Annotated in this window: 24 protein-coding genes and 1 tRNA gene; 10 read left to right on the forward strand and 15 right to left on the reverse strand. The window is 61.6% G+C overall.

The window, feature by feature from the left end; all coding sequences use genetic code 11:
* Nucleotides 1-6 precede the first annotated feature (6 nt).
* Nucleotides 7-681, reverse strand: coding sequence for a GntR family transcriptional regulator (locus tag KUG85_RS06420; protein WP_223004592.1), 675 nt, complete (start codon nucleotides 679-681; stop codon nucleotides 7-9).
* Nucleotides 682-977: 296 nt separating this feature from the next.
* Between KUG85_RS06420 and KUG85_RS06425 the strand changes: the two genes are divergently transcribed.
* The 6 genes from KUG85_RS06425 (at nucleotide 978) to KUG85_RS06450 (ending at nucleotide 7,203) form a co-directional block, all read left to right on the forward strand.
* Nucleotides 978-2,435: an aldehyde dehydrogenase family protein gene (locus KUG85_RS06425; RefSeq protein WP_223004593.1), complete on the forward strand. Its 1,458-nt coding sequence runs from the start codon at nucleotides 978-980 to the stop codon at nucleotides 2,433-2,435.
* A gap of 16 nt (nucleotides 2,436-2,451) precedes the next feature.
* Nucleotides 2,452-3,711 (forward strand): NAD(P)/FAD-dependent oxidoreductase, encoded by a 1,260-nt coding sequence (locus KUG85_RS06430; RefSeq protein WP_223004594.1) that lies wholly within the window; start codon nucleotides 2,452-2,454, stop codon nucleotides 3,709-3,711.
* A 12-nt stretch (nucleotides 3,712-3,723) separates the two neighbouring features.
* Nucleotides 3,724-4,725 carry a 4-hydroxyproline epimerase gene (locus tag KUG85_RS06435; protein ID WP_223004595.1) on the forward strand — a complete coding sequence of 334 codons (1,002 nt, stop codon included), beginning with the start codon at nucleotides 3,724-3,726 and terminating at the stop codon, nucleotides 4,723-4,725.
* Between the two features lie 9 nt (nucleotides 4,726-4,734).
* Entirely contained in the window at nucleotides 4,735-5,847 is a 1,113-nt protein-coding gene (locus KUG85_RS06440; protein ID WP_223004596.1) for a cis-3-hydroxy-L-proline dehydratase, read from the forward strand.
* Nucleotides 5,848-5,850: 3 nt separating this feature from the next.
* Entirely contained in the window at nucleotides 5,851-6,879 is a 1,029-nt protein-coding gene (locus KUG85_RS06445) for a trans-3-hydroxy-L-proline dehydratase (protein WP_223004597.1), read from the forward strand.
* A 120-nt stretch (nucleotides 6,880-6,999) separates the two neighbouring features.
* The gene (locus KUG85_RS06450) at nucleotides 7,000-7,203 is read left to right on the forward strand and encodes a hypothetical protein (RefSeq protein WP_065817325.1); all 204 of its coding nucleotides are present in this window, start codon (nucleotides 7,000-7,002) and stop codon (nucleotides 7,201-7,203) included.
* A 105-nt stretch (nucleotides 7,204-7,308) separates the two neighbouring features.
* Here KUG85_RS06450 and rpsU read toward each other — a convergent pair whose 3' ends face one another.
* From rpsU to cysG, 6 genes are all read right to left on the reverse strand, one after another.
* On the reverse strand, nucleotides 7,309-7,536 hold the full coding sequence (rpsU, locus tag KUG85_RS06455) for a 30S ribosomal protein S21 (RefSeq protein WP_007010888.1): 228 nt from the start codon (nucleotides 7,534-7,536) through the stop codon (nucleotides 7,309-7,311).
* A 295-nt stretch (nucleotides 7,537-7,831) separates the two neighbouring features.
* A complete protein-coding gene (locus tag KUG85_RS06460; protein WP_223004598.1) occupies nucleotides 7,832-8,353 on the reverse strand; it encodes a DUF934 domain-containing protein in 522 nt (173 codons plus the stop codon).
* A gap of 9 nt (nucleotides 8,354-8,362) precedes the next feature.
* The gene (locus tag KUG85_RS06465; RefSeq protein ID WP_223004599.1) at nucleotides 8,363-9,130 is read right to left on the reverse strand and encodes a phosphoadenylyl-sulfate reductase; all 768 of its coding nucleotides are present in this window, start codon (nucleotides 9,128-9,130) and stop codon (nucleotides 8,363-8,365) included.
* The gene (locus tag KUG85_RS06470) at nucleotides 9,105-10,775 is read right to left on the reverse strand and encodes a nitrite/sulfite reductase (RefSeq protein WP_223004600.1); all 1,671 of its coding nucleotides are present in this window, start codon (nucleotides 10,773-10,775) and stop codon (nucleotides 9,105-9,107) included. Before KUG85_RS06470 ends, KUG85_RS06465 begins: the two co-directional genes overlap by 26 nt.
* A gap of 16 nt (nucleotides 10,776-10,791) precedes the next feature.
* Nucleotides 10,792-11,100, reverse strand: a complete 309-nt coding sequence (locus KUG85_RS06475; protein ID WP_065817321.1) for a DUF2849 domain-containing protein — start codon at nucleotides 11,098-11,100, stop codon at nucleotides 10,792-10,794.
* Nucleotides 11,100-12,527: a siroheme synthase CysG gene (gene cysG / locus KUG85_RS06480; RefSeq protein WP_223004601.1), complete on the reverse strand. Its 1,428-nt coding sequence runs from the start codon at nucleotides 12,525-12,527 to the stop codon at nucleotides 11,100-11,102. The genes KUG85_RS06475 and cysG overlap by 1 nt, the downstream gene beginning before the upstream one ends.
* A 226-nt stretch (nucleotides 12,528-12,753) precedes the next feature.
* Here cysG and KUG85_RS06485 point away from each other — a divergent pair, with 226 nt between their 5' ends.
* Nucleotides 12,754-13,200, forward strand: coding sequence for a baeRF12 domain-containing protein (locus tag KUG85_RS06485; protein WP_065817439.1), 447 nt, complete (start codon nucleotides 12,754-12,756; stop codon nucleotides 13,198-13,200).
* Between the two features lie 44 nt (nucleotides 13,201-13,244).
* On the opposite strand, the gene KUG85_RS06490 is transcribed toward KUG85_RS06485, so the two are convergent.
* The 6 genes from KUG85_RS06490 to KUG85_RS06515 form a co-directional block, all read right to left on the reverse strand.
* Nucleotides 13,245-13,988, reverse strand: coding sequence for an SDR family NAD(P)-dependent oxidoreductase (locus KUG85_RS06490; protein ID WP_065817320.1), 744 nt, complete (start codon nucleotides 13,986-13,988; stop codon nucleotides 13,245-13,247).
* A 75-nt stretch (nucleotides 13,989-14,063) separates the two neighbouring features.
* A complete protein-coding gene (locus tag KUG85_RS06495) occupies nucleotides 14,064-16,286 on the reverse strand; it encodes a transglycosylase domain-containing protein (RefSeq protein WP_223004602.1) in 2,223 nt (740 codons plus the stop codon).
* 109 nt (nucleotides 16,287-16,395) lie between these two features.
* Entirely contained in the window at nucleotides 16,396-17,013 is a 618-nt protein-coding gene (locus KUG85_RS06500) for a ribonuclease D (RefSeq protein ID WP_065817318.1), read from the reverse strand.
* Between the two features lie 15 nt (nucleotides 17,014-17,028).
* On the reverse strand, nucleotides 17,029-18,411 hold the full coding sequence (locus KUG85_RS06505) for a dipeptidase (protein WP_223004603.1): 1,383 nt from the start codon (nucleotides 18,409-18,411) through the stop codon (nucleotides 17,029-17,031).
* A gap of 127 nt (nucleotides 18,412-18,538) precedes the next feature.
* A complete protein-coding gene (locus KUG85_RS06510) occupies nucleotides 18,539-19,531 on the reverse strand; it encodes a BMP family lipoprotein (protein WP_223004604.1) in 993 nt (330 codons plus the stop codon).
* Nucleotides 19,532-19,807: 276 nt separating this feature from the next.
* Complete coding sequence (locus KUG85_RS06515; RefSeq protein ID WP_223004605.1) at nucleotides 19,808-20,119, reverse strand: hypothetical protein; 312 nt, start codon at nucleotides 20,117-20,119, stop codon at nucleotides 19,808-19,810.
* Nucleotides 20,120-20,349: 230 nt separating this feature from the next.
* Here KUG85_RS06515 and KUG85_RS06520 point away from each other — a divergent pair.
* Nucleotides 20,350-20,439: transfer RNA gene (locus tag KUG85_RS06520), tRNA-Ser, on the forward strand.
* A gap of 128 nt (nucleotides 20,440-20,567) precedes the next feature.
* Here KUG85_RS06520 and KUG85_RS06525 read toward each other — a convergent pair.
* Complete coding sequence (locus tag KUG85_RS06525) at nucleotides 20,568-21,755, reverse strand: glycoside hydrolase family 5 protein (RefSeq protein WP_223004606.1); 1,188 nt, start codon at nucleotides 21,753-21,755, stop codon at nucleotides 20,568-20,570.
* A gap of 433 nt (nucleotides 21,756-22,188) precedes the next feature.
* On the opposite strand from KUG85_RS06525, the gene KUG85_RS06530 reads away from it, so the two are divergent.
* Both KUG85_RS06530 and KUG85_RS06535 read left to right on the forward strand, forming a co-directional pair.
* Nucleotides 22,189-23,400: an HNH endonuclease gene (locus KUG85_RS06530; protein ID WP_223004607.1), complete on the forward strand. Its 1,212-nt coding sequence runs from the start codon at nucleotides 22,189-22,191 to the stop codon at nucleotides 23,398-23,400.
* Between the two features lie 638 nt (nucleotides 23,401-24,038).
* The gene (locus KUG85_RS06535; RefSeq protein WP_255606283.1) at nucleotides 24,039-24,488 is read left to right on the forward strand and encodes a GNAT family N-acetyltransferase; all 450 of its coding nucleotides are present in this window, start codon (nucleotides 24,039-24,041) and stop codon (nucleotides 24,486-24,488) included.
* A gap of 86 nt (nucleotides 24,489-24,574) precedes the next feature.
* Here KUG85_RS06535 and queF read toward each other — a convergent pair whose 3' ends face one another.
* Nucleotides 24,575-25,042, reverse strand: coding sequence for a preQ(1) synthase (gene queF / locus KUG85_RS06540; protein ID WP_223004609.1), 468 nt, complete (start codon nucleotides 25,040-25,042; stop codon nucleotides 24,575-24,577).
* Between the last annotated feature and the right edge of the window lies 1 nt (nucleotide 25,043).

Below are 25,043 nucleotides of genomic sequence, written 5' to 3' on the forward strand. Positions count from 1 at the left end.
AGTGTGCTAAACGCTCTGGCCGCGTCGCTTCTCCAGAATGGCGAGCAGCGAGCGGCCGGCATCCAGAATATGGCCGCGGGTGAGGCTGGCCGCTTCATCCGCGTCGCCTCTTTCGCAGGCGTCAAGGATGCTGAGATGTTCCCGGTGGGCGCGCTTTTTGCCGTCCGTCAGGGTGAGCTGCGCCCGCAGATAGCGGTCGACCCGGTCGAGTGACGAGCGGATGATCTGCAGATGATAGGGGCGGTCAGCCGCTTCATAGAGGCCATAGTGGAATTTTCGGTTCGCCTCGCCCCAGCCGCCCGGGTCTGAGGCTGTGGCAAAAGCCTCGAGGTTCGTGCGGGCGGCATCCAGTTGTTTCCGCGTGAGCGCCGGCACCGCAAGGCGGATAACCTCGCTCTCCAGCAGGGCGCGAAACTCGAAAATCTCCTCGATCTCCACAGCGGAAAGGGCCGCCACAACCGTGCCCCGGTAGCGCTGGGTGGTCACGAGCCCGTCCTGTTCCAGCCGCTGCAGTGCTTCGCGCACGGGAATGCGGCTGGTGTTGAACATCTGAGCGATATGGTCCTGCCGCAGGTGTTCGCCTTCCGCCAGTTCGCCCTCGATGATGGCCTTGCGGAGGGCTTCGAACACCAGGTCGGTCGCCGAGGCTGTCTGTCTTACATCAATGGTTTCCAGCTTCATTCCCTGAATCCCGCCTGCGGCCCCGTTGACATGCCTGCGCTCCTGCCACATCGAATGATGCTTCATTTTACGATTGTATATTGGATCCAATCTGAGTTAAAGACTCTTCCGCAATGTTTGGTGAGCCGCTTGTGGGAGCAGGGCGCTTTCCAGCGTCGATCAGCGCATCATGTGCAAATGGCAGGCTGGCATAACGAACCATCGCATGACTGGCATGTGGCGTCTGCGCTAGGCTGCCGGCCGAACTGAAACTGGCCAACAAACTGAAACTGATAGAATTCGGGGGTATTCCACCAATGGCGCTCAGCGAGACAGGCACCAACCATTTCAAGAACTACATTGCCGGCGAATGGATCGAGGGCGACAGTCAGGTTGAAAACATCAACCCGTCCGACACGCGCGATGTCGTTGGTCTGGCAGTGCGCTCCGGCGGGGCCGATCTCGATCGCGCCATCGACGCGGCGCATGACGCGGCGCCGGGCTGGGCGCGGTCTACCCCGCAGCAGCGCTATGACATTCTCGACGCCGTTGGCAATGAGATCATCGCCCGCAAAGACGAGCTTGGCCGTCTGCTTTCGCGCGAGGAAGGCAAGACGCTGGCGGAAGGCATCGGCGAGGTGGTGCGTGCCGGTCAGGTGTTCAAGTTCTTCGCGGGCGAGGCCGTCCGCCTGCCGGGCGAGCGTCTCGATTCCATCCGCCCCGGCGTCGAGGTGGACATGCGCCGCGAGCCCATGGGTGTTATCGGCATGATCACCCCGTGGAACTTCCCCATCGCCATCCCGGCGTGGAAGATCGCCCCGGCGCTCGCCTATGGCAATGCGGTCGTGCTGAAGCCGGCCGAGCTCGTGCCGGGCTCCGCCTGGGCGCTGGCGGAAATCCTTTCGCGCTCCGGTCTGCCAGAAGGTGTGTTCAATCTGGTTGCGGGCCGCGGTTCCGAGCTCGGCCCGCGCATGATCGAAAACCCGAAGGTCCGCGCAATCTCCTTCACCGGTTCCGTACCCACGGGCCGCGGCATTGCGGCAGCCTGTGGCGAGCACCTGAAGAAGGTGCAGCTCGAAATGGGTGGCAAGAACCCGCTTGTGGTTCTGGACGATGCCGATCTCGACGTGGCAGTTGGTGCCGCACTCAACGGCGCATTCTTTTCCACCGGCCAGCGCTGCACCGCGTCCAGCCGTCTCGTCGTGTCCGAAGGCATTCACGACCGTTTCGTCTCCGCACTCACCGAAAAGCTCAAGACCCTCGTCGTCGGCGATGCGCTCGACCCGAAGACACAGATGGGCCCGGTGGTCGACGAAAAGCAGCTCGAGCAGGATTTGTCCTATGTCGAGATCGCCGGCCAGGAGGGCGGGAAGCTCGCCATCGGCGGCGAGCGCCTGACGCTGGAGAAGCCCGGCTTCTATATGGCGCCTGCACTCTTCACCGAAACCAGCAATGACATGCGCATCAACCGCGAGGAGGTCTTCGGCCCTGTCGCCAGCGTCATCCGCGTCAAGGATTACGAGGAAGCGCTGCACGTCGCCAACGACACGAGCTTCGGTCTCTCCTCGGGCATCTGCACCACCTCGCTCAAATATGCGAGCGACTTCAAGCAGAAGTCGGAGGCCGGCATGGTCATGGTCAACCTGCCGACCGCCGGTGTCGACTACAACGTGCCTTTCGGCGGCACGAAGGGCTCGAGCTTCGGTTCGCGCGAGCAGGGACGCTACGCCGTCGAGTTCTACACGACGGTGAAAACGGCCTACACGCAGCCCTGATCGGCGGGAGGGGAGGATGGGCAAAGCCCGTTCGCAGGGAAACGCCGATGTCGCCATCATAGGCGGCGGCATCATCGGCATAGCCACCGCATTCCGCCTTGCTGAGGCGGGCCGGCATGTCACGCTCATCGAGCGCGATGCGCCGGCCAACGCCGCGAGCCGGGGCAATGCCGGCGCATTCGCCTTTCCTTCCATCCTTCCGCTGGCGTCACCCGGCATTCTCTTCAAGGCGCCCAAATGGCTGTTCGATCCGCTGGGGCCGCTCTCTATACCGCCGGCGCAGTTCCCGTCGGTTCTGCCCTGGCTTCTGCGCTTCTTCCGAGCCTCCATGCCAGACCGTATCGAGGCCAGCACGGCGGCGCAGGCGGCGTTGAACAGGCTCTCCGAAACCGAAACGGCAACCCTCACGAAAGAAGCCGGGCTCGACCATCTGGTGCGCCATGATGGCGCTCTGGAGCTATATGAGAGCGAGGCCGCATGGCGCGCCTCGCTGAAAAGCTGGGAGCGTTGCGAAAAGGCCGGCGTCGAGATCGAGCACGTGGAAGGCGCGCGCCTTGCCGAATTGCAGCCGGGCCTCTCGCCCCGTCTGGTGAAGGGCGTGTTCCTGCCGCAGTGGAAAACGGTCAGCGACCCGCGCGATTATGCGCTTGCCCTGCTGGAAGCCGCCCGGGCGCGGGGCGTCCAGCTTGTCGCGGGAGCGGTCTCTCATCTGGCCGATAGCACCGAAGGCGTCATGGTCACTCTTGAGGGTGGCCGAACCCTCAAGGCAGGCCATGCCGTTCTCGCCGCCGGGCCGTGGTCGAACAGGCTCACTGCCCTCCTCGGCGAGAGGCTGCCCGTCACACCCGAGCGCGGCTACAACACCACGCTGCCACCCGGCAGTTTCGATCTGAAACGTCAGGTCATCTTTCCAGCGCACGGCTTCGTGGTCACGCCGCTTGCCACCGGCATTCGCGTTGGCGGCGCGTCCGAGCTTGCCGACTTCGATGCCCCCGTCAATTACAAGCGCGCACGGCACATGCTCGACAAGGCCGCCGGCTTCCTGCCGGGGCTGAAGCGCGAAGGCGGAACGGAGTGGATGGGCTCGCGCCCCTCCATGCCGGATTCGCTCCCGGTCATCGGGCGGGCCTCCTCCAGCCCCCGCATCCTCTATGCCTTCGGCCACGGCCATCTGGGGCTCACCCAGTCGGCCGCCACCGCGCGGCTCGTCGCCGATCTGATCCTCGAGCGAACCCCACCCATCGACATATCGCCCTTCCGGCCCGGCCGGTTTTGACAGGAAAGCATCATGGCGGTCAGCACATTCACCTGCATCGACGGACACACCTGCGGAAACCCCGTGCGGGTCGTGGCCGGTGGCGGCCCGCAGCTTCAGGGCTCCACCATGCTGGAGCGCCGCGCGCATTTCCTCGCCGAATATGACTGGATCCGCACCGGTCTGATGTTCGAGCCGCGCGGCCACGACATGATGTCCGGCTCCATCCTCTATCCGCCCACGCGCGAGGATTGCGACATCGGCATTCTCTTCATCGAAACGTCGGGCTGCCTGCCCATGTGCGGGCATGGCACGATCGGCACCATCACCATCGGCATCGAGAACGGCCTCATCCGTCCGCGCGAGCCCGGCGTGGTCCGTCTCGACACGCCGGCGGGTCTCGTCGTCGCGGAATATGAGCAGAACGACCGTTTTGTCGAAAAGGTGCGCCTCACCAATGTGCCGGCCTTCGTTCACGCGACCGGACTGACCGCCGAGGTCGAGGGGCTTGGCGAAATCACGGTCGATGTCGCCTATGGCGGCAATTTCTACGCCATTGTCGAGCCGCAGGCGGCCTTCGAGGATATGGCGAACCACACGGCGGGCGAACTCATTGGCTGGAGCCCGAAACTGCGCGCCGCCCTCAACGCGAAATACGATTTCGTCCATCCTGAAAAGCCCGACATCAAGGGCCTGAGCCACATTCTGTGGACTGGCAGCCCCACACAGCCGCAGGCCCATGCGCGCAACGCGGTGTTTTATGGCGACAAGGCGATAGACCGCTCGCCCTGCGGCACGGGCACCTCGGCGCGCATGGCGCACTGGCATGCGAAAGGGCTCCTGAAACCCGGCGACGATTTCGTCCACGAAAGCATCATCGGCTCCATGTTCGAAGGTCGTGTGGAGGCCGAAACGCAGGTTGCAGGCCAGCCCGCCATCGTGCCTTCGGTCGCCGGCTGGGCGCGTGTCACGGGCTACAACACGATCATGATCGACGACCGCGATCCCTATGCCCATGGCTTTGTTGTCGTTTGAGGAGAGACCATGAAAATCACAGCTATCCGCGCCCATCAGGTCGACCTGCCGCTGAAGGAAGGGCGCTATTCATGGTCGAACGGAAACTTCGTCGAGGTCTTCGATTCCACCGTCGTCGCCATCGAGACGGATGAGGGCATCACCGGCTATGCCGAATGCTGCCCGCTGGGTTCGGCCTATCTGCCGTCCTATGCGCGCGGTGTCCGGGCCGGCCTTGAGGAAATCGCACCAAAGCTGATCGGCCTCGATCCCACCAATCTCGGTCTCGTCAACCGAACGATGGATGCCGCGCTCAACGGCCATCCCTATGTGAAAGCGCCGCTCGACATCGCCTGTTGGGATATTCTCGGCAAGGCGAGTGATCTGCCGCTGGTCACGCTTCTTGGCGGCAGTGCGCAGGACGAGGTGCGCCTATACCGCGCCATCTCGCAGGAAGACCCGGATCAGATGGCGAAGAAGATCGCCGGCTACAAGGCCGAGGGCTACACCAAGTTCCAGCTCAAGGTCGGCGGCAATGCGGATGACGACATCGCCCGCATCCGCGCCTGCCGCGAAATCCTCGACGCCACGGACATTCTCGTGGCCGACGCCAACACCGGCTGGACGCGGCACGAGGCAGCACGCGTGGTCGATGCGGTGGCCGATCTCGATGTCTATATCGAGCAGCCATGCGCCACCTATGACGAGTGCCTGTCGATCCGCCGGCGCACGGCAAAGCCTTTCGTCATGGATGAAAACATCACCGGGCTCGACATGCTCGTGCGCGGTCTGGCCGACGACGCATTCGACGTCATCAACCTGAAAATCTCCAAGGTCGGCGGCCTCTCGAAGGCGCGCACCATGCGCGATGTGTGCGTGGCACACGGCATCCCCATGACCATCGAAGACACATGGGGCGGCGACATCGTCACCGCCGCGATCGCGCATCTGGCGCAGTCGACGCCGTCCGATTTCGTCTTCTCGGCAACGGATTTCAATTCCTACGGCACCAAAACCATAGCCACCAACGCGCCGAAGCGCGTCAATGGCGGCATGAAGGCACCGTCCGGGCCGGGCCTCGGCATCGAGCCTGATTTCGAAGCGCTCGGCGCGCCGGTCCTGTCGTTTGGCAAAGGCGCTTGAGCCATGCGCTCCAGCCGGGTCATCCACATCGTCTCCTGCCATGCCGAGGGCGAGGTGGGCGACGTCATTGTCGGCGGGGTGCTCCCACCGCCCGGGGATACGCTGTGGGAGCAGCGCAGTTTCATCGCCCGAGATCAAAACCTGCGCAATTTCATGCTCAATGAGCCGCGCGGCGGCGTCTTCCGCCATGTCAATCTTCTCGTCCCGCCGAAGAATCCGGCAGCCGATATGGGCTTCATCATCATGGAGCCGGAAGACACGCCGCCCATGTCGGGCTCCAATTCCATCTGCGTCGCCACCGTGTTGCTCGACACAGGCATAGTGCCGATGACCGAGCCCGAGACCAAGCTCGTTCTGGAAGCGCCGGGCGGTCTCGTTCAGGTGGTTGCCGAATGCCGCAACGGCAAGGCAGAGCGCATTCGTGTCACCAATGTGCCCTCCTTCGCTGACCGTCTGGACGCGCCTCTGGAGGTCGCGGGTCTCGGCACGCTCACGGTCGATACCGCCTATGGCGGCGACAGTTTCGTCATCGCCGATGCTGCCGCACTCGGTTTCTCCGTCACGCCGGATGAAGCCCGCGATCTGGCCGAAACCGGCGCGAAGATCACACGGGCTGCCAATGAGCAGCTTGGCTTCACCCACCCCGAAAATCCGGAATGGGATCACATCTCCTTTTGCCAGCTCGCCCTGCCGGTCGAGGAAACCGCGGATGGTCTCGTCGGCCGCAACACGGTCGTCATTCGCCCGGCGAAACTCGACCGCTCACCCACCGGCACCGGCTGTTCCGCACGCATGGCCGTGCTCCACGCGCGCGGGCGCATGAAGGTGGGAGACCGCTTTACGGGCGTGTCGGTCCTCGGCTCGCGTTTCGAATGCCGTATCACAGCTGAAACCGGGGCCGGAAGCAAGCCGGCTATCATACCGGAAATCGCGGGGCGAGGCTGGGTCACCGGCACGCATCAGCTCATGCTCGACCCCTCGGATCCTTGGCCGCAGGGATACAGGATTTCAGACACCTGGGCCGATATATAAGATTTTAGGAAAAATTTACCCTGTTGCTCGAATGTGGCCGAAGTGCCTTATTTCTCGGAACAAATCCACATCTGGCGGTTTAACTCCCTGAGTGCGATTTGAAACCATAGAGAAAGGACAATGACGCAACACATCAAACGACAGGAGCGCCGGGGCGACGCAAATCGCGCTGACACTGTGCGCAGTGTCAGAAAGCGTCTTGGCCAGCCTGAAAACACGCGGTTTCTGAACCAGATGCCGCATTTTTCATTGGATACCGATATGCCGGAAGAGTTTCATGACCTTCTGGGCAAGCTCGACGAGGCCGAGCGCCGCGCCGGCTGATCCGTTTCCATACCGAACCCGTGAATCGAAACAGGGACGGGGCCTGAGCCGCGCCGTCCCTGCTTCAAAATCCGGTAAAGCCAGGCAAGGCCTGGTCGTCAGCCCTCAGGCTGCGCGGCGCTTCTTCGGCAGAAGGCCTTCGCGCTGGGCCTGCTTGCGGGCCAGCTTGCGTGCGCGACGGACAGCTTCGGCACGCTGGCGTGCGCGCTTTTCCGACGGCTTTTCATAAGAACGGCGGGACTTCATCTCCCGGAAAACACCCTCGCGCTGCATCTTCTTCTTGAGCACTTTCAGGGCCTGATCGACATTGTTGTCGCGAACGATAACCTGCAATGGACTTCCTTCTTCAGTTGGCGTTTCAGTGGTTGAGCATGGCCAGGGCGCTGGAAAGCGCGAAGGGCAGCTCTCGGTCAATCTTATTCCACATCGGTGCAAGGGCCTGGCATCAGCCGGCGCAGAGATGCAAAAGCGCCCGGCAAAGGGGCGACTCAAGATGGGGCGCACCATAACAGAAGTTGTGCGGAATGCACCCCTTGGCAGAGATATAGGTCGAAACCGGTGGATTTCGAGATGAAATGACGCAGAAAAGCGCCGGAATCCCGCCTTTTCGTCAAAAAATCCCGGAAAATCAGGCCGAAACACGCCGCCAGGCATAGGAGCCCGGCGCGGCCGCCGCTTTCGCTGCCGGCTGATAGTAGAGCGGAATGCCCGCTTCCTTTCCGCTCTCAAGCTGGCTGATCGTGTACGGGTTGATAATTTCGAGTGTGGAAAATCCGACCCGGACCATATGCGCCACCTGGTCGATCAGCACGTCGCCCGTGGCGCGGATCTCCCCGCGGTATCCGTGGCGCGTGCGCAGGAGTTCCGCCTTGGAATAGCTGCGCCCGTCGTTGAAAGCGGGGAAGGCGAGCGCCACCAGTGGCAGATGTCTGAGATGCGGCAACAGCGCGTCGAGTGCATCGCCCGGCTGAAGCTCGACGCCAATGCGCTCCGCAGCGCCTTCGCGCACCTCATCGTCGAGTTCGAGAAAAACCGCGAGCGGCAGGATCACATGTCCGCTGTCGTTCAGCGCGGCGGCGTCCTCGGCCTTCTGCCAGTGATTTTCCCGGAAACCCTCCGGCGACCAGAGGCGGATGTCTGAATTGCTCATGAAAAACTCCTATCCCGAAGCCGAAGGGAGCGCAGCTTCAAGGCCGGGCAGATGAATGCCGCATTCGGTCTTCGCCTGTCCGGCCCAGCGGCCGGAGCGCGGGTCTTCGCCAGGCTTCACCGGGCTTGTGCAGGGAAAGCACCCGATCGACAGATAGCCGAACGCCACCAGCGGGTTCTGGCGCAGATCGTGCCGGCGCATGTAGTCGGCCTGATCCTCGGTCGTCCACCGCGCCAGCGGGTTGACGCGGATGCGCGGGCCGACCGCCTCGAACACCGGCATCTCTGTCCGTGTCGACGCCTGCCCGCGTTTGCGGCCGGTAAACCACGCGCGGTAGGGCGCGACGGCGCGGGCCATGGGCTCCACTTTGCGGATCGCGCAGCACCGGTCCGTGTCGCTCTGGTGCAGAATGCCGTCGGGATCGTCGGCAGTGAGCGCATCGTCCAGCGGCTTCACGATCACGATATTGGTCAGACCCAGATCTTCCGCGAGCTGATCGCGATATTGCAGCGTCTCGCCAAAGTGCTGACCGGTGTCGAGAAAGGTGACCGGCAGACCGGGCTCCGCTTCGGCGATCAAGTGCAGAAGCGCCGCCGAATCCGCCCCGAACGAGGACGTCGCTGCAATGCCGCCGGCGTCATCGAAGAGATCGATCGCCACGGCGATGATCTCCTCCGCCGGCAGATGCCCGTAGCGCAGGTTCAGCACATCCGCGAGTTCGTTGGCATCGCCGCTGGCGGCGAAATCACGATCAGGCTGCCTTGGCTTCGTGGCCATAAAGCGCCTCCTTGAATGGTGCGGGGCCAAGCCTGCGATAGGCGTCGAGAAAGCTCTCGTCGCGGCTTTCGCGTCTGGCGAGATAGGTGTCGACAATGGTCTCCACCGCGTCCGTGATTTCGTCGGGTGCAAAGCCGCGCCCGATGATTTCGCCAATGGTCGAGCCTTCGCGCGCCGAGCCGCCGAGCGTCACCTGATAGAGCTCGGCGCCCTTCTTCTCGACACCCAGAATGCCGATATGGCCCACATGGTGATGGCCGCAGGCATTGATGCAGCCGGAAATCTTGATCTGCAGATCGCCGATTTCGTCCTGCCGGGCCTGTGTGGCAAAGCGCTCAGAAATCTCCTGCGCCACCGGAATGGAGCGGGCATTGGCCAGCGCGCAGTAATCGAGCCCGGGGCAGGCGATGATGTCGGTTATCAGCCCGGCATTGGAGGTTGCCAGCCCGATCTCGACAAGGGCTGCATGAAGCGCAGGAAGATCGGCCCGCGCCACATGCGGCAGGATCAGGTTCTGCTCATGGCTGACGCGGATTTCGTCATTGCCATACTGCTCTGCAAGGTCGGCAATCGCGTCCATCTGTGCATCTGTCGCATCGCCCGGCACCTCGCCGATGCCCTTCAGCGACACGGTCACGGAGGCATAGTCGGGGTTGCGATGCGTATGCGCGTTGCGGCGCAGCCAGTCGGCAAAACCGGGGTTGGCCTTGACCGCTTTGCTCACCGCCGCGTCGCCTTCCGGGCGTGCCTTCAGCTTTGGCGGCGCGAAATAGGTTTCGATGGCGCGGATGTCGGCCTCGGGCAGTTTCAGTTCGCTTTCCTTCAGCGCAATGAACTCCTTCTCCACCTGCGCCTTCAGCTCTTCCGTGCCGGTCTCGTGCACCAGGATTTTGATGCGCGCCTTGTACTTGTTGTCGCGCCGTCCGCTCAGATTGTAGACGCGCAGGATCGCCGTCACATAGGAGAGCAGGTCGCGTTCGGGCAGGAAATCGCGAATCTTCTTGGCGACCATGGGCGTGCGGCCAAGACCGCCGCCCACAAACACGGCAAAGCCGAGCTCGCCTCTTTCGTTCTTTTTCAGATGCAGGCCGATATCGTGCACCTCAATGGCCGCGCGGTCGCGCGCAGCACCCGTCACGGCAATCTTGAACTTGCGCGGCAGATAGGAAAACTCCGGATGCAGCGACGACCATTGCCGCAGGATTTCGGCATAGGGGCGGGGGTCCGCCACCTCGTCCGCCGCCGCGCCGGCAAAATGGTCTGCCGTCACATTGCGGATGCAGTTTCCGGAGGTCTGGATGGCATGCATCTCCACTTCCGCAAGCTCTTCGAGCACACGCGGAATGTCGACCAGCTTCGGCCAGTGAAACTGCAGGTTCTGGCGCGTGGTGAAGTGGCCATAGCCCTTGTCATAGGTGCGCGCGATATGCGCTAGCTTCCGCATCTGCCGCGGCGAGAGGGAGCCATAGGGAATGGCGATCCGCAGCATATAGGCGTGAAGCTGCAGATAGACGCCGTTCATCAGCCGGAGCGGCTTGAACTGGTCTTCCGTCAACTCACCCGATAGGCGGCGCTCCACCTGGTCGCTGAACTCCGCAACGCGGGCTTTCACGAAGGCTTGGTCGAATTCGTCGTAACGATACATGGGGCGTGACCTGGCTTTAGGCGGCGCTGAGCGCGGCGTTCCGCGCCTGCTTGCCGATCTCGGGGTGAATGGAAGGGCCGCCGGCGCGGATGCGCTCGCGCAGACGTCTGGGGAGGATGCGGCCTTCCACGATCTCCACGTCGACCAGCGAAACATCGATCACGATGTTGGCGGCAAGAGCGAGGTTCCCGGCAGCGGCAATGCGTGCCTCATCCTCGGGATCCCTGGCCACATGGGCGGCGTCGATCGTGTCGACCCAGCGGTCGCCGGCTCCCAGCCACACGGTTTCACCATCGGTCAGGCGATTGGCGGCAACTATCTTCATTACGCGCGCTCCAGCTGGTGCTTGTGGGTTGCGAGCGCTTCCGAGCGCTCGAAATTCGCGCCGGCCACGGCATCGCCGATCAGCGTCATCACGGGGCCGGTCAGTTCGTTGCGGTCGGCAAGCGAGGGCAGGTCGTTCAGCGTCCCGTGCAGGAGCCGCCTGTCGTCGCGGCTGGCATTCTCGATCACGGCCACGGCGGTGTCCGGCGAGAGGCCGGCCTCGACGAGACGCCCCGCCACATCGGCAGCCACCGAGCGCCCCATATAGACGGCGATGGTCGCACCGGAGACGGCGAGGCTCGCCCAGTCCGGCAGGGTGCGGCCTTTCAGGTCGTGTCCGGTGGTGAACACGATGGAGGAGGCAATCCCGCGCAGCGTCAGCGGCAGCTCGAAATCGGCGGCGGCGGCGAAGGCGGCAGTCACGCCCGGCACAACTTCATAGGAGACACCCGCTTCACGGAGTGCCGCCATTTCCTCACCCGCGCGCCCGAAGATCAGCGGATCGCCGGATTTCAGCCGTACAACGCGTTTGCCGTCACGGCCAAGTGCCACGAGCAGATCGTTGATCTCCTCCTGGCTTTTGGAGTGGCAGCCCTTGCGCTTGCCGACGGAGATGCGCTCGGCGTCCCGCCGGCCCATGGCCACCACAGCTTCCGGCACCAGTGCATCGTAGACGATGACATCGGCCTCCATCAAAAGGCGCTGCGCGCGCAGCGTCAGGAGGTCTTCCGCGCCGGGGCCTGCGCCCACCAGCGCGATGTGGCCGGGAATGTCCTCACCGGCGGCAAGAAGGCTGGAGGCGCTGCGGCGGGCGGCGGCCACGTCGCCGCGCTCGACCGCGCGTGCCGTATCGCCGGTGAAAAAGGCTTTCCAGAAGCGTCGGCGGGCGAGCCCGCGCGGCACCAGCCTGTCGACGGCGTCGCGGTACTGGGTGGCGAGATGGGCGAGTGTGCCGAGCGACGGGGAGAGCATCTGGTCGACGCGCGCCCGCACCATCTGCGCCAGCACGGGGCCGGCCCCCTCGGTTCCAATGGCAACTGCGAGCGGAGCCCGGTTCACGAGAGCCGGCGTGTAGAAATCGCAAAGCTCGGGCCGGTCCACCGCGTTGACGGGAATGGAGCGCGCCCGCGCATCCGCCACGATGGCGCGATCCTGCGCCTCGTCATCGGTCGCGGCAAAGACCAGCGCTGCATTCTCGATATAGCGCGGCGCGTAGGGCGCCCTGATCAAGCGGGCGTCATTGGTCTCGGCCCAGTCGGCAAGCGTCTTTTCAGGCGCATCGGCAACAAGTGTGAGCGTCGCGCTCGACTGGCTGAGAAGCCGCGCCTTGGCGAGCGCCTCGTCGCCATTGCCGACAATGACAACCGAACGGTTCTCCACCCGCATGAACACGGGGAAAGCGGCAAGCTTCTGAGTGTCTGTCGCCATGGTTCGCGAGCCTTCGTGAAAGATGCCCGGAATAATGGCGGTTTGCATGGTTTGTTGAGAAGAAACACACTCGCCGTCGCGCGTATGCGACAAGATTGCTTTTTCGCCGCACCGCTTTTCGGCAGGAAATCCTTCCCCGGCCCTGCGCGGATACCCATATCCGTCGTGTGGAACGGGAAGCGGCAGGCTGCGTTTCCTCAAAACCACGGAAAGAATGGAGATCGATATGGCTGAGTTCCGGCTTGTACACGATGCATGGGTTGTCGTTGCCGATGGCGAGAAGGCACTGTTCCTGCGCAATGAAGGCGATGCGACCTACCCCAATCTTCAGGTGGTGCGTACGATCCACGAGGAAAATCCGCCAAGCCGCGAGCAGGGCACGGACAGGCCGGGACGCTTCAATGATGGTCACGGCGCGCACCGCAGCGCCGTGGATGAGACGGACTGGCACCGCATCGAAAAGGAGCGTTTTGCCGGTGATGTTGCCGAGCGCCTCTACAAGCTCGCCCACAAGGGCAAGTTCAGCAAGCTCGTCCTCGTCGCCCCGCCGCTGGTACTGGGCGAATTGCGCAAGGAAATGCACAAGGAAGTGGAAGACAGGGTGATCGGCGAGGTCGCCAAGACGCTCACCAATCACACGGTCGGCGACATCGAGAAGGTGCTGATGCAGTAGGTATGGTCGGGTATCGGCGCCGGCGCCAGATGCCACGCGCTGACTCAGACGTGCTGCCCGCCATTGATGTGGATCTCGGACCCCGACACATAGGACGACTGATCCGAACACAGGAAATAGATCGTATCGGCCACCTCCGATGTCTGCCCCAGCCGGCGCAGCGGAATGGTCTCGACGATCTTTTCCGTGCCGGGGGAAAGGATGGAGGTTTCGATTTCGCCCGGCGCGATGGCGTTGACGCGGATGCCGTGCGGGCCGAAATCTCCGGCCATTTCGCGTGTGAGCGCCACGAGCGCGGCTTTCGAGGTCGCATAGGCGGTTCCCGCGAAGGGATGCACCCGGCTGCCGACAATGGACGTGACATTGACGATCGAGCCCCTGGCGTTGCCCAGTTCCTTGAAGAGTCCCCGCGCCAGCATGATGGGCGCGAAGAAGTTGACCTGAAAAACATCGCGCCAGACATGCATCGGCGTTTCGATGGAGTTCATGCGTTTGCCGCCTTCGAGCTTGGGCGAGATGGCGGCGTTGTTGACCAGCGCATCGAGCCGCCCGCCATTGGCCTCCAGCCGGTGGCGAATCTCGGCGATGGCGATACCCACGTCTTCCTGGTCGGAAAGATCGACTTTGATATGATCTTCCGGCCCGGCGGGCCACGGGCAATCCTCCGCAAAGGCTTGCCTTGAGCAGGTGATCACCCGCCAGCCTTCCCGCGAAAAACGCTTCACCGTCGCGTGACCAATGCCCCGGCTTGCGCCGGTCAAAACCAGTGTCTTGCGTTCGTCGGCCATGCCCTGCTCCCTGTTCCGCTCCTATGTAAGCGAGAGCGCAGGGGAATGCGATAGGCAAAAGCGGACCGGCCGGCTCTAATTTCCGAGAATGATGTCGAGGATGGAGGTCTGTTTCCTCTGTGCGCCGCCGCCCACATCGGCCGGCGGCACGGGGCGACGCACCGAGGCCGTGTGCCCCGGATCGCCTGCGGCTGGAATGGCCGCCTGCGGTGTGGGCCGTGCCTGCGCTCCGCTGCCAACCGCAGCCTGAGGCACAGGACGGGCTGCGGGCTCATGGGCAACAATGCCCGGTGCGCCGGGGCTCCACGATCCAGGCAACCGTTTCACGGGGCGGCCCTTTTCGGCTTCCTCCATGAAGGCTTTCCAGGCCGGTACGGGCAGGGAACTGCCGGTTGCCTTCGTCGCCTTGGAGGCGTCGTTGCCGAACCAGACGCCCGTCACCAGATTGGCCGTATAGCCAACGAACCAGGCATCGCGCGATTGCTGTGTGGTTCCCGTCTTGCCCGCTGCCGGGCGGCCGATATTTGCTGCGCGCGCGCTGCCATAGTCCACCGTTCCCTGCATCATCGCATTCATCATGCCGATGATCTCGGGGCTTGCCACCCGCGTCATGCGCGGCCTGTCATGCTGGTAAAGCACCTTGCCGGAAGGCGTGGTGATCCGCTGGACGAAATAGACCTCGGGTCTGTAGCCGCCGGTGGCGAAGGGCAGATAGGCCGCCGTCAGTTCCAGCGGCGTGACCTCCGACGTGCCGAGCGCGATGGAGGCGTTGGCCTTCAAATCGGATTCGATGCCCATCCGGTGGGCGAGCTCGACGATCGATTTGGGGCCCGCCTCCATGGCAAGCTGCGCAGCGACCGAATTCAGCGAGCGCGCCAGCGCTTCGGAGAGCGTGACCGGGCCATAATACTTGCCCTTGTAATTTTCCGGCGTCCAGTTGCCGATCTTGATCGGCGCGTCGTTGCGCACGCTGTCGGGCCGCCGGCCCTGCTCGAGCGCGGCCATGAAGACGAAGGGCTTGAAGGCCGAGCCCGGCTGCCGGCGCGCTTCGGAGGCGCGGTCGAACTGGCTGTTGGCATAGTCATAGCCGCCCACCATGGCCCGCACAGCGCCGGTGGTGTCTATGGAGACGAGCGCCCCCTGGCTGACGGCCAGCTTCCCGCCCTTCTCGTCGATCAGGCTGCGGATGGTCTTCTCGGCCTGTTTCTGGAGCCTCAGATCGACCGTGGCTTCCACAATGATATCGCCCTTCACGTCACCGATCAGCCCAGGCAGTTCCTCCATCACCCGGTCGGCGAAATAGTGCTCCGAGCCGGTCCAGTAGGCCGCAGCGCGGGTGGCGGGCCTGCTCATCGCGGTGGTCATCTCGCCGTCGCCGATCATGCCCTGGTCGCGCATGGCGGTCAGCACCACCTGCGCCCGTGTTTCGGCGGCCTGCGGGTCGCGCGCCGGCGAGAGCCGCGAGGGCGCCTTCAGTAGCCCGGCCAGAAGGGCGGCTTCCGAGAGCGTGACATCGCGCGCGGACTTGTTGAAATAGCGCCGCGAGGCCGCCTCCACCCCATAGGCGCCCGAGCCGAAATAGACACGGTTCAGATACATCTCCAGGATCTGGTCCTTGGAGTGTTTCTGCTCCAGCCACAGCGCCAGCAGCACTTCCTGCACCTTGCGCTCGATGGTGCGGTCGGGTTTGAGAAAGAGGTTCTTGGCAAGCTGCTGCGTCAGGGTCGAGCCGCCCTGCGTCAGCCGTCCGGCGATCAGGTTTTCCGACATGGCGCGGGCAAGGCCGATCGGGTCGACACCGAAATGCGAGTAGAACCGGCGGTCCTCGATGGCGATAACCGCCTGGGGGATATGCGGCGACATCTCATGCAGGCCCACCGCCTCGCCACCGGTCATGCCGCGATTGGCGATCATGTCTCCGTCAGCCGAGACAATCTTCACATTGGGTGGGCGGTCGGGGATTTCCCAGGTGGTCGCCGAAGGCATTTTGGCGCCGTAATAGGCGGTGATGCCGACAGCGGCGATGCCGCCCCACAGCGCCAGAACGAGCGACCAGTAGATGGCGGTGCGCAGGAAACCGAAGAAACCACCGCCGCTCCCACGCCCATTCCTGCGTCGCGGGCTCGCACGGCGGGTGCGTTTCGCTCCCTTGGCGCTCTTGCCTCCGGCGGGCCTGCGTCGCTGGCGCGAAGGCACGACGCGGTCGCTGTCACCGAGTTTCAGATCGTCGCTGCTCCGGCGCGCCGCCGGCGCGTCGAAAGTCGGCTCGATCCTTCGGTTTTTCGTCCTGCGCGCCATACGCTCACAAACCCCGCAACCATGCACCCACACATTTCATGCGGGCACAGTAAAAGGCAGCGGTTTAAGGCGCAGTTAAGTCAAATTAAACAAAATCGGCGGGAGACCCTCAGCTATGGGCGAAAATGTCTGCCTCTTCCCAGCCCATCAGGTCCAGTTTCGCCCGTGTCGGCAGGAAGCGGAAGCAGGCTTCGGCCTCGCGCGTGCGCTTTTCGCGCTCAAGCCGCTCCATGAGTTTTTCGCGCAACTGGTGCAGGTAGAGCACGTCGGACGCCGCATATTCGAGCTGCTCGGGCGAAAGCTCCTCGGCTGCCCAGTCGGACGATTGCTGCGCCTTCGAAAGCGACACGCCAAGCAGTTCGTTGCAAAGATCCTTTAGCCCATGCCGATCGGTGTAGGTGCGGGTGAGGCGCGAGGCGATTTTTGAGCAGAACACCGGCTCCGGCATCACGCCGAAGCTGTGATAAAGCACCGCCAGATCGAAACGCGCATAGTGAAACAGCTTGGTGATCTTGCGGTTCTTCAAAAGCGCGACGAGGTTCGGCGCCTTCTTTTGCCCGGCATCGATCTGCACCACATCGGCCGTGCCGTCGCCCGGCGAGAGCTGCACCACGCACAGCCGGTCGCGGTGGGGCTTCAGGCCCAGCGTCTCCGTGTCGATGGCAACGGCATCGACATCGTAGTTGCTGAGATCGGGCAGGTCGTTCTTGTGAAATCGGATCGTCATGGTGTTCTTCCAGGCTTACTTGCTGCTCAGGGCATCGAGAATGCGGACCCAGGAGCGCTGGCCGCGATGGAACGAATTGAGATCGTATTTCTCATTCGGCGAATGGATACGGTCATCCTGAAGGCCGAAGCCGACCAGAAGCGTTTCCATATCGAGCATGCGGCGGAACTCGCCGGCAATCGGAATGGAACCGCCCATGGCGATTGCCACTGCGGGCTTTGGCCATTCGTCGCTCAGCGCACCCTGCGCCTTCGTCACCAGCGGCATGTCGTAATCGAGCTGGAAGGCCGGCGAACCGCCATGCGGATGGAACTCCACGCGGCAGTCGGCCGGCAGCCGCTCTTCGACGAACTTGCGGAAGGCGGTGCGGATCTTGTCCGGGTCCTGCCTGTGCACCAGCCGGAACGAGACCTTGGCGGAAGCCTCAGCCGGAATGACAGTCTTGAAGCCTTCGCCGGTATAGCCGCCGGTGATGCCATTCACTTCCGCCGTGGGGCGCGCCCAGACGAGCTCCAGCGCCGAGCGGTCTTTCTCGCCAAAAAGCTTTGAAAGGCCGATCGGACCGAGGAAGTTTTCGGTCGTCTCGCCCAGCCCTTCCCAGCTTTTCAGGATGTCCGCCGGTGTTTCCTCAACGCCCTCATAGAAGCCGGGCACGGTTATGCGCCCGTTCTCGTCATGCAGGTCGCCCAGAATGCGGGCCAGAACCGTGATCGGATTGGCCGCCGCGCCGCCGAAAAAGCCCGAATGCAGGTCGCGGTCCGCCGCCTTGATGGTGATCTCCTCGCCGACAAGCCCGCGCAGGCCGACACAGACGGCGGGCGTCTCCGGGTCCCACATGGCGGTGTCGCACACCAGCGCGTATTCGGCCGAAAGTTCTGCGCGGTTTTCTTCCAGGAAAGGGCGCAGCGAAGGCGAGCCGGATTCTTCCTCGCCCTCGAACAGGATGGTGATCCTGCAGGGCAGCTTGCCATGCACCGCCTTATAGGCGCGGCAGGCTTCCACAAAGGTCATGAGCTGGCCCTTGTCGTCGGAAGACCCGCGCCCGATGATCGCCTTGCGGCCGGGCTCGATCTCTTTCACCGACGGGTCGAACGGGTCGTTCTCCCACAGGTTCAGCGGATCGACCGGCTGCACATCGTAATGCCCATAGAAAAGCACGTGCGGCCCTTCGCCTTCGTGATGCGCCACCACCATCGGATGGCCTGCCGTGTCACGCACGCTGGCCTCGAAGCCGATTGTCTTCAGGTCTTCCACCAGCCATTCGGCAGCCTTGCGGCAGTCGCCGGCAAAGGCCGGGTCGGTGGAGATCGATTTGATCTTCAGAAGGTGGAAGAGCCGCTCCAGACTCTGATCGATGGAACGATCGAGCTGATCGAGAACCGGGGCGATATCGGACATGGAAAGCTCCTGAAGACTGTTCGGAGAAGATGTTGAAGCGGCCTAACACATTCGGGCCCGGATGAGGAAAGGAAAAAGGGCCGCATCGGCGGCCCTTCGGATTGGTCCAGTCGAACGCTGCGCTGCCTCAGTAGGGGCAGGCGTTGTCGCTCAGGAAGTTGTGCACTTCGATCTCGCCATCGATGATCTTCTGCTTGGCTTCTTCAACTGCAGCCTTCATCTCGTCCGTGATGAGGTCCTTGTTGTTGTCGTCCATCGCATAGCCCACGCCGTCCTCGGCCAGGCCGAGGTCCTGAAGGCCATAGCTGAACGCACCGTTCTTGGCGTCCATGAAGGCATTGTAGACGGCAACGTCCACCTGCTTGACCATCGAGGTCAGAACATGGCCGGGATGCAGGCCGTTCTGGTTGGAATCGACGCCGATGCCGAGCTTGCCGGCATCCGCCGCCGCCTGGAGCACGCCAACGCCCGTGCCGCCCGCGGCGTGATAGATCACGTCTGCACCCTGGTCGATCTGCGTGCGCGTGATCTCACCGCCCTTGGTCGGGTCGTTCCATGCGGAAGGCGTGTCGCCCGTGTAATTGCGGATCACCTTGGCGTCGGAGCGGGCAGCCTTGGCGCCGCCCACATAGCCGCACTCGAACTTGCCGATGAGCGGAACCTGCATGCCGCCGACGAAGCCGACCGTGCCGGTTTCCGAGGCGAGTGCGGCCAGCATGCCGACGAGATAGGAGCCTTCCTGCTCCTTGAAGGTCACGGAGCGCACATTGGGCGCGTCGACCGCATCGTCGATGATGGTGAAATCGGTATCGGGATATTCCGGCGCGACCTTTTTCAGGTAATCGACCCAGGTGAACCCCGCCATGACGATCGGGTTGCGGCCGTTTTCGGCGAAGCGGCGCAGGGCCTGCTCGCGCTGGGCGTCGTTGGAGATTTCGAACTCCACATATTCGATCCCGGTTTCTTCCTTGAACCGCTCGGCGCCGTTATAGGCCGCCTCGTTGAACGATTTGTCGAACTTGCCACCCAGATCGTAGATGAGAGCCGGAGCGATCTCATCCGCAAATGCGCTTGCGGAAAGTGCGGTTGCGGCCAGAAGGCCGAGAACAATACGCTTCATGTGATCCACACCCTGTCGGTTGTCTTGCGTTTCTGGTTACGCCGCATGAGCGGGCAGCCTCGAATGGCAGATCCGCTCAAGCGCTCCTGCGAGCGTCCCGCAACGGCCGTGGACCATCGGGAACGGCATGGGGAAAGTCTTCCGCTCTCCCCTTGCGGCCACTCTTGCATGGCTGAAATGAAAATTCACGCGGAATTTTGACCGTCCGGAAAAACGACTTGGGATAGTCTTGCAGTTCCCGTTTCAACCGGCGGCAGGCCTGCCTCTTTCCTGCATTCAGACAAGAACAGTCCGCCGACGCCGGTATCCGGCGATGTAAAAGACGAGGGCCAGCGCAAGAAAGACCAGCCAGCCCGGCAGGGTCAGGATCTGGATGATGAAGGGATCCCAGATGGCGGGGAGCGTGTAGCGCTGGATCGTCGCCTGTGCGAGATTGAGCGTATCGGGTGAGACGGCATACCAGCTTTCGCCGAGCGGCGTGAAGGTCAGTGCCGAAGCCGCGATGGAGCGTGTCGCATCGATCACCGCCATGACGACGGCGACTGCGAGGGCGAGAACAGCCAGTATCCGCAGGAACAGACGAAACATTCGGGCCTCACATCCGTGCCGGTGCCGGTTTCGGTCTTCAGACGACGAAACGTTCGGTGCGAGACATAGGCCCCGCTGCTGCGCTTGGCAATCACCCTACGGAAAGTTGAGCGTATGTGAGGAAGGCACGCGGGAAAGTGCGGCAAATTGCAAAACTGTCACAGACTGGTCTTGGCATTCTCGATCAGATCGACTAGATGACCCTCGCGCGGCTCACAACGCCGCGCCGTGGAGAGGTGGCCGAGTGGTTGAAGGCGCACGCCTGGAACGCGTGTATACGGGAAACCGTATCGAGGGTTCGAATCCCTCTCTCTCCGCCATTTTTCAATGATTCTGCTGTACAGCCCGATAGGTCTTGAAAGCCGGTAGCGGCTGAAATTGATGCCGTTTCGGCCATTCGGACCCATCGCAGCGAACGTCTGCTGTGAGCCCAGAGCAGAAGTTCACTTCATGACCGCATGCGATCCCGCAACAGGTCCATAAGCTCTCCATCGCGTGGAAGGTTTGCGTCCTTTCCTTCTTCGGTCAGCCAATAGAACTGGCCCGGTGCCACGCTGGTGGGAAGTTCGTAATCCATGCCCTCCCATTCATCCTCGCGGAAAGAGTAAAAGGCCCAATGACCTCCGCGTTCCTCGACCGCGTCCATCACATCGGTAAGGTACTTGCCACAATCAGCCCAACGCCGCATACAGCCGAACTCGGCGGCGACAACGCGTGTAGGCGGGAGCCCCTGTTGTTCTGCCCAGTTGAAGGCAGCGCCGATATGGGAGGCAACAGCCTGCCGATTCCAGCTTTCCTCGCCACCGGCATATTCTGTAACTACCCCCGGATAGCGGAGAGGCACATCGCGTTTCATATTTGGTGCGCTGGTAGCGGCATAAGGTTCGTACATGTGGAAGGCATAGAGCACCCGGTCGTCCGACAGCGCCCTTGGCCACGCCGCCAGCGAGCGCGGATTGGCGAACCAGCCGCCATCCACCATGACTGGCGTCAGCAAATCTACTTCGCGAATTCCAGCAATGACCTTGTCATAGAAGGCTGTCAGGTCGCGAGTGCCCCCGGCCTGTGCATTCTGCCAATCGTGCAACGCCTGGTCGGAACCGTTCTCCACACCGCCTGCCATCTTTTCCGGGGCGGGTTCGTTCAGGATATTGTACGCCGCGATTGCCGGGTGATCTTTCAACGCTGTCGCGAGATCGGCCCAGAACTGCGCCGCCTGGTCCTGATAGGCCGAATCCTCCCACAGCCGGTCGTCGAACTCGCCGCCATTCTGCTGCGACCAGCGACTACCCGGCAGGGTGAGCGGGGCAATGACCACCTTCAGGCCGACCGCATGGGCGGCGTCAAGTTCAGCGCGTAGCACTGCGAGATCTTCGGGGATGAGACTGTCATAGTCGTCCGCATCCCCGATCAGAAAATCGCGTTCTTGGCCTTCCCACTTGCTGAAGGTCAGCCGCACCCAGGTTGCGCCGGTATCCACCAATGCCCGAAAGTATGCTTCCTCTTTGGGCGCTGCATTGAAGACATTGCCGCCCTTTACAGGGCTGTCCCAGAAGGACATCAGGTCGGCTGCGGTAGCGGGGTGCACGAACGCGGTAATGACGGCGGCAGAGTGGAGAAATGTCTTGAAGGACATTAAGGCCTCATCGATGATGATTTGTCGGGGCAGTATCATCGTGCACCGAAAACGGCAATCTGGTCGCAACGGCCAGCGATCTGGCAAGCGGCGTACGCATAGCTGCCAGCGGATCATCAGAGTTTTCGCGGCTGCATCGAATGTCAGCTATCGAGCCCCGTACTCCGAGATGCGGACGGCAGCTAAGGGCCGTGAGCGGCAAGGGTTGGTTATCAACAAGGCGCTAATCCTCTGCACCGTCGCATGTCCGGTTTGAGCCCATTGTGGACATTTCAGATTTGCATTCTCGATGTATCAGCGAATCAGAAACAACTGAATATTGAGATGTTTGAGCGTGACGTTAGCCGACTTACAATAAATATTTCACAAATCCGAAAACAATTTTTGTATACTGCAATAACGACCTGCTTTTCAATCCATATGAGAGGATGGAATGAAAAATTATAAAGAATTTGATTGGCACCGCTTCCGAGCTTATTCCGTATTTGATGAATTCTTAAAGGCAGTCATAATTGATAAAAAAAGTTACACTACTAATCACAAGCAAAAGTTAGAATTAGACGAGGCTTTTGAAGAAATTCATTCGTGCTTCGTAGAAGGATATGATGAGTCAAAGAAAGATTTCACATCAAAAATTGTGGATCAATTTTCTAATGCTTCAGTCAATAGCAAAATTGTTTTTGCCAATGTAGAGTTCTTGTGGGCTATGCCTGTAGGCAACATTTCGCGAGATACTAAACGTTCTTACGCGATGCGATGGTTTGATGGCAGCGAGGTAGTGTCGGGGGAACAGTATTTCTTCAGCAGTGGCCCTGACGCCATCGCAATGCCCGGGCAATGGTATTTGTTGAATAAGTATTGGGAGCTGATTGCGTTACTTAGTGTTTTGAGTCGTCTGTCCAGTGAAGAAGGCATTGTAGATGTCGCGTCTGCAAAAAAACGAGTCGCGGAACTGAGCTACTCAGCAATCTATGCTGGGACTGCAAAAGAGGGGCGCTTTTCTGTCGAGAGAGTTTGCGGGGTTCATTCCGCGCTCTTGCACCTGTCAGATCCAAGTCGCTACGAGTCCATTATTTCCGAGAACCACAAGCAGCAGATAACAAAAGTCTTTGAGCACATAATAGCGGATCGCCCAGACATCATCTGTCGGGAGGAAAAGATCCGGCTAATTCGTGCGCGGCTATATGAAAAATATGGAGATGAAGGGGACCCTGACTATAAGTACCGGTGGTTCTTCTATCTTGATCAAGTGCGGTCGCTTTGGAACGATAAAAAAGGAGCAACTCAACAGCTAATTGCGTCCATTGAAGACGAAATTCATATTGAGCAGCTTGCACAAGACTTTTCTGAAGATGAAGGAGAAAAGGAAGAAACGAAAGGTTATCTAATAAAGAGATCAGCAAGGCTCTCATCTGAAGCGAAGAAAAGAGACAAGTTTTCGTGCCGTGCTTGCAATTTTTCGTTTAAAAAGAAAATCGTCCATGTCCACCATCTTGACCCTCTATCAGAGCGGAAGCATCCTAAGAGAACCACTATTGAAGATCTTGTGACGCTCTGTCCGAACTGCCACTACATTGCGCATTTCTGGCTACGAAAGAGCAATAAGTATAAGGATCTTGGGGAATTGCTTCGAAAGCTTCAATAAACAATGAACCGGATTTATGATGTTGTGGCGGAGTAGAAAAACAAGTGTATGTGATATGAGATTGACCGGCCTCGAACCTGGATATTTAGGACTTTTTTGGTCGCTTTATCCGCATAGCTGCCAGATAATGCGATCATACGAATGACCGGTTCCCACCTCATCGCTGCCAATCGTCCTTTCCTCAACTTTGAGAGCTATCGCGTAGACGCGCTTCTCCATTTTATCGACTCCATACCCCGAGTTCCTCCCAGCAAGGGAACTTTGCGCAACTGATTTTCGCGCGCCACAGGCCCATGATGCCGCGTTGCGCCGGGCAATGCACTGGCGTTTTCACGCAGACAATCCCGCGCCCCCCAATCGACGGTCGACGGCTTCGAAACCGCTTGCGGCGCGCGCGCCATGCGTGTAGTGGCGAAATGGTGAACCACGATCAGGGAGGCGCGCAATGTTTGGCTTTATCGGTAAATCTGCGCTCGCTGTTCCGGGGATCGCAATCCTTTAAAAAACCCTGCGGCAGCGAGCATCGGGGAGCGTATCGAGGGTGGACCTGCCCTCGATCTGCGCTCTGCAACGAAGCTCATTTTCGGTGCTCGTGTGCACCGTTGCAGGAAAATATGGAAAAGAAATCATCGCATCGGATGGCGCCTGCGTCATCCGTCACCGTGCATGTCGTCAGTCCGGAGGACCGTGCAGATCTCTACGCGCTCCGCGTTGCCGATGAGCAGACCCGGTTTGTGGCGTCAAACGCGGATTCGCTCGAGGAAGCGGACGAGAACGACGCCTGCGTTCCCCTCGTTATCCGGGCGGGAGGGCAGCCCGTCGGGTTCGCCATGCACGCCCTCGACGAAGACGATGGCAATCGCTGGCTCTACCGTCTGATGATCGACGCCCGCTTCCAGGGGCACGGTTGCGGGGCGGCAGCGCTTTCGCTCATCGTCCGCAGGCTGTCCGCGCTGCCGGACTGCCCGTTCGTCATGCTGGGGGTGAAGCCCGAAAACGAGGCTGCCATCAGGCTCTATAAACGGGCGGGTTTTCGGCCAACCGGCGAAACCATTGAGGGCGAAATGGTGATGCGGCTCGACGTGTAACGTGAAGGGCCGGGGAGCCTCGCGCTCTCCGGCCCCTTGCAGAGAGGCATTGGACCGCCGCCCTCCCTCACTCTGCTGCCATTGCCTCAGCCCCGCCCGCGATAGGGCGGGACGCCCTGATCGGCGATCCACACACCCTTTGGCGGTTCGCCGGTCTGGTAGAACACGTCGATGGGCATGCCGCCGCGCGGATACCAGTAGCCGCCGATGCGCAGCCAGTGGGGGTCCAGAAGGTCGCAGAGGCGGCGGCCTATGGAGACGGTGCAGTCTTCGTGAAACGCGCCGTGATTGCGAAACGCGCCGAGATAGAGCTTTAGCGACTTGCTCTCCACCAGCCAGCCGGCCGGCACATAATCGATCACCAGATGGGCGAAATCGGGCTGGCCCGTGAGCGGGCAGAGCGACGTGAATTCCGGCGCGGTGAAGCGCACGGCGTAGCGCACATCCTCCTGCGGGTTGGGCACGCGTTCGAGCACGGCTTCTTCGGGCGATCCGGGCAGTTCGGTCCTGCCGCCCAGAAGGGTCAGGTCGTCGTAGATGGTCTTGTCGGTCATG

The sequence above is a fragment of the Nitratireductor rhodophyticola genome, assembly GCF_019891355.1.
GTDB lineage: Bacteria > Pseudomonadota > Alphaproteobacteria > Rhizobiales > Rhizobiaceae > Nitratireductor > Nitratireductor rhodophyticola.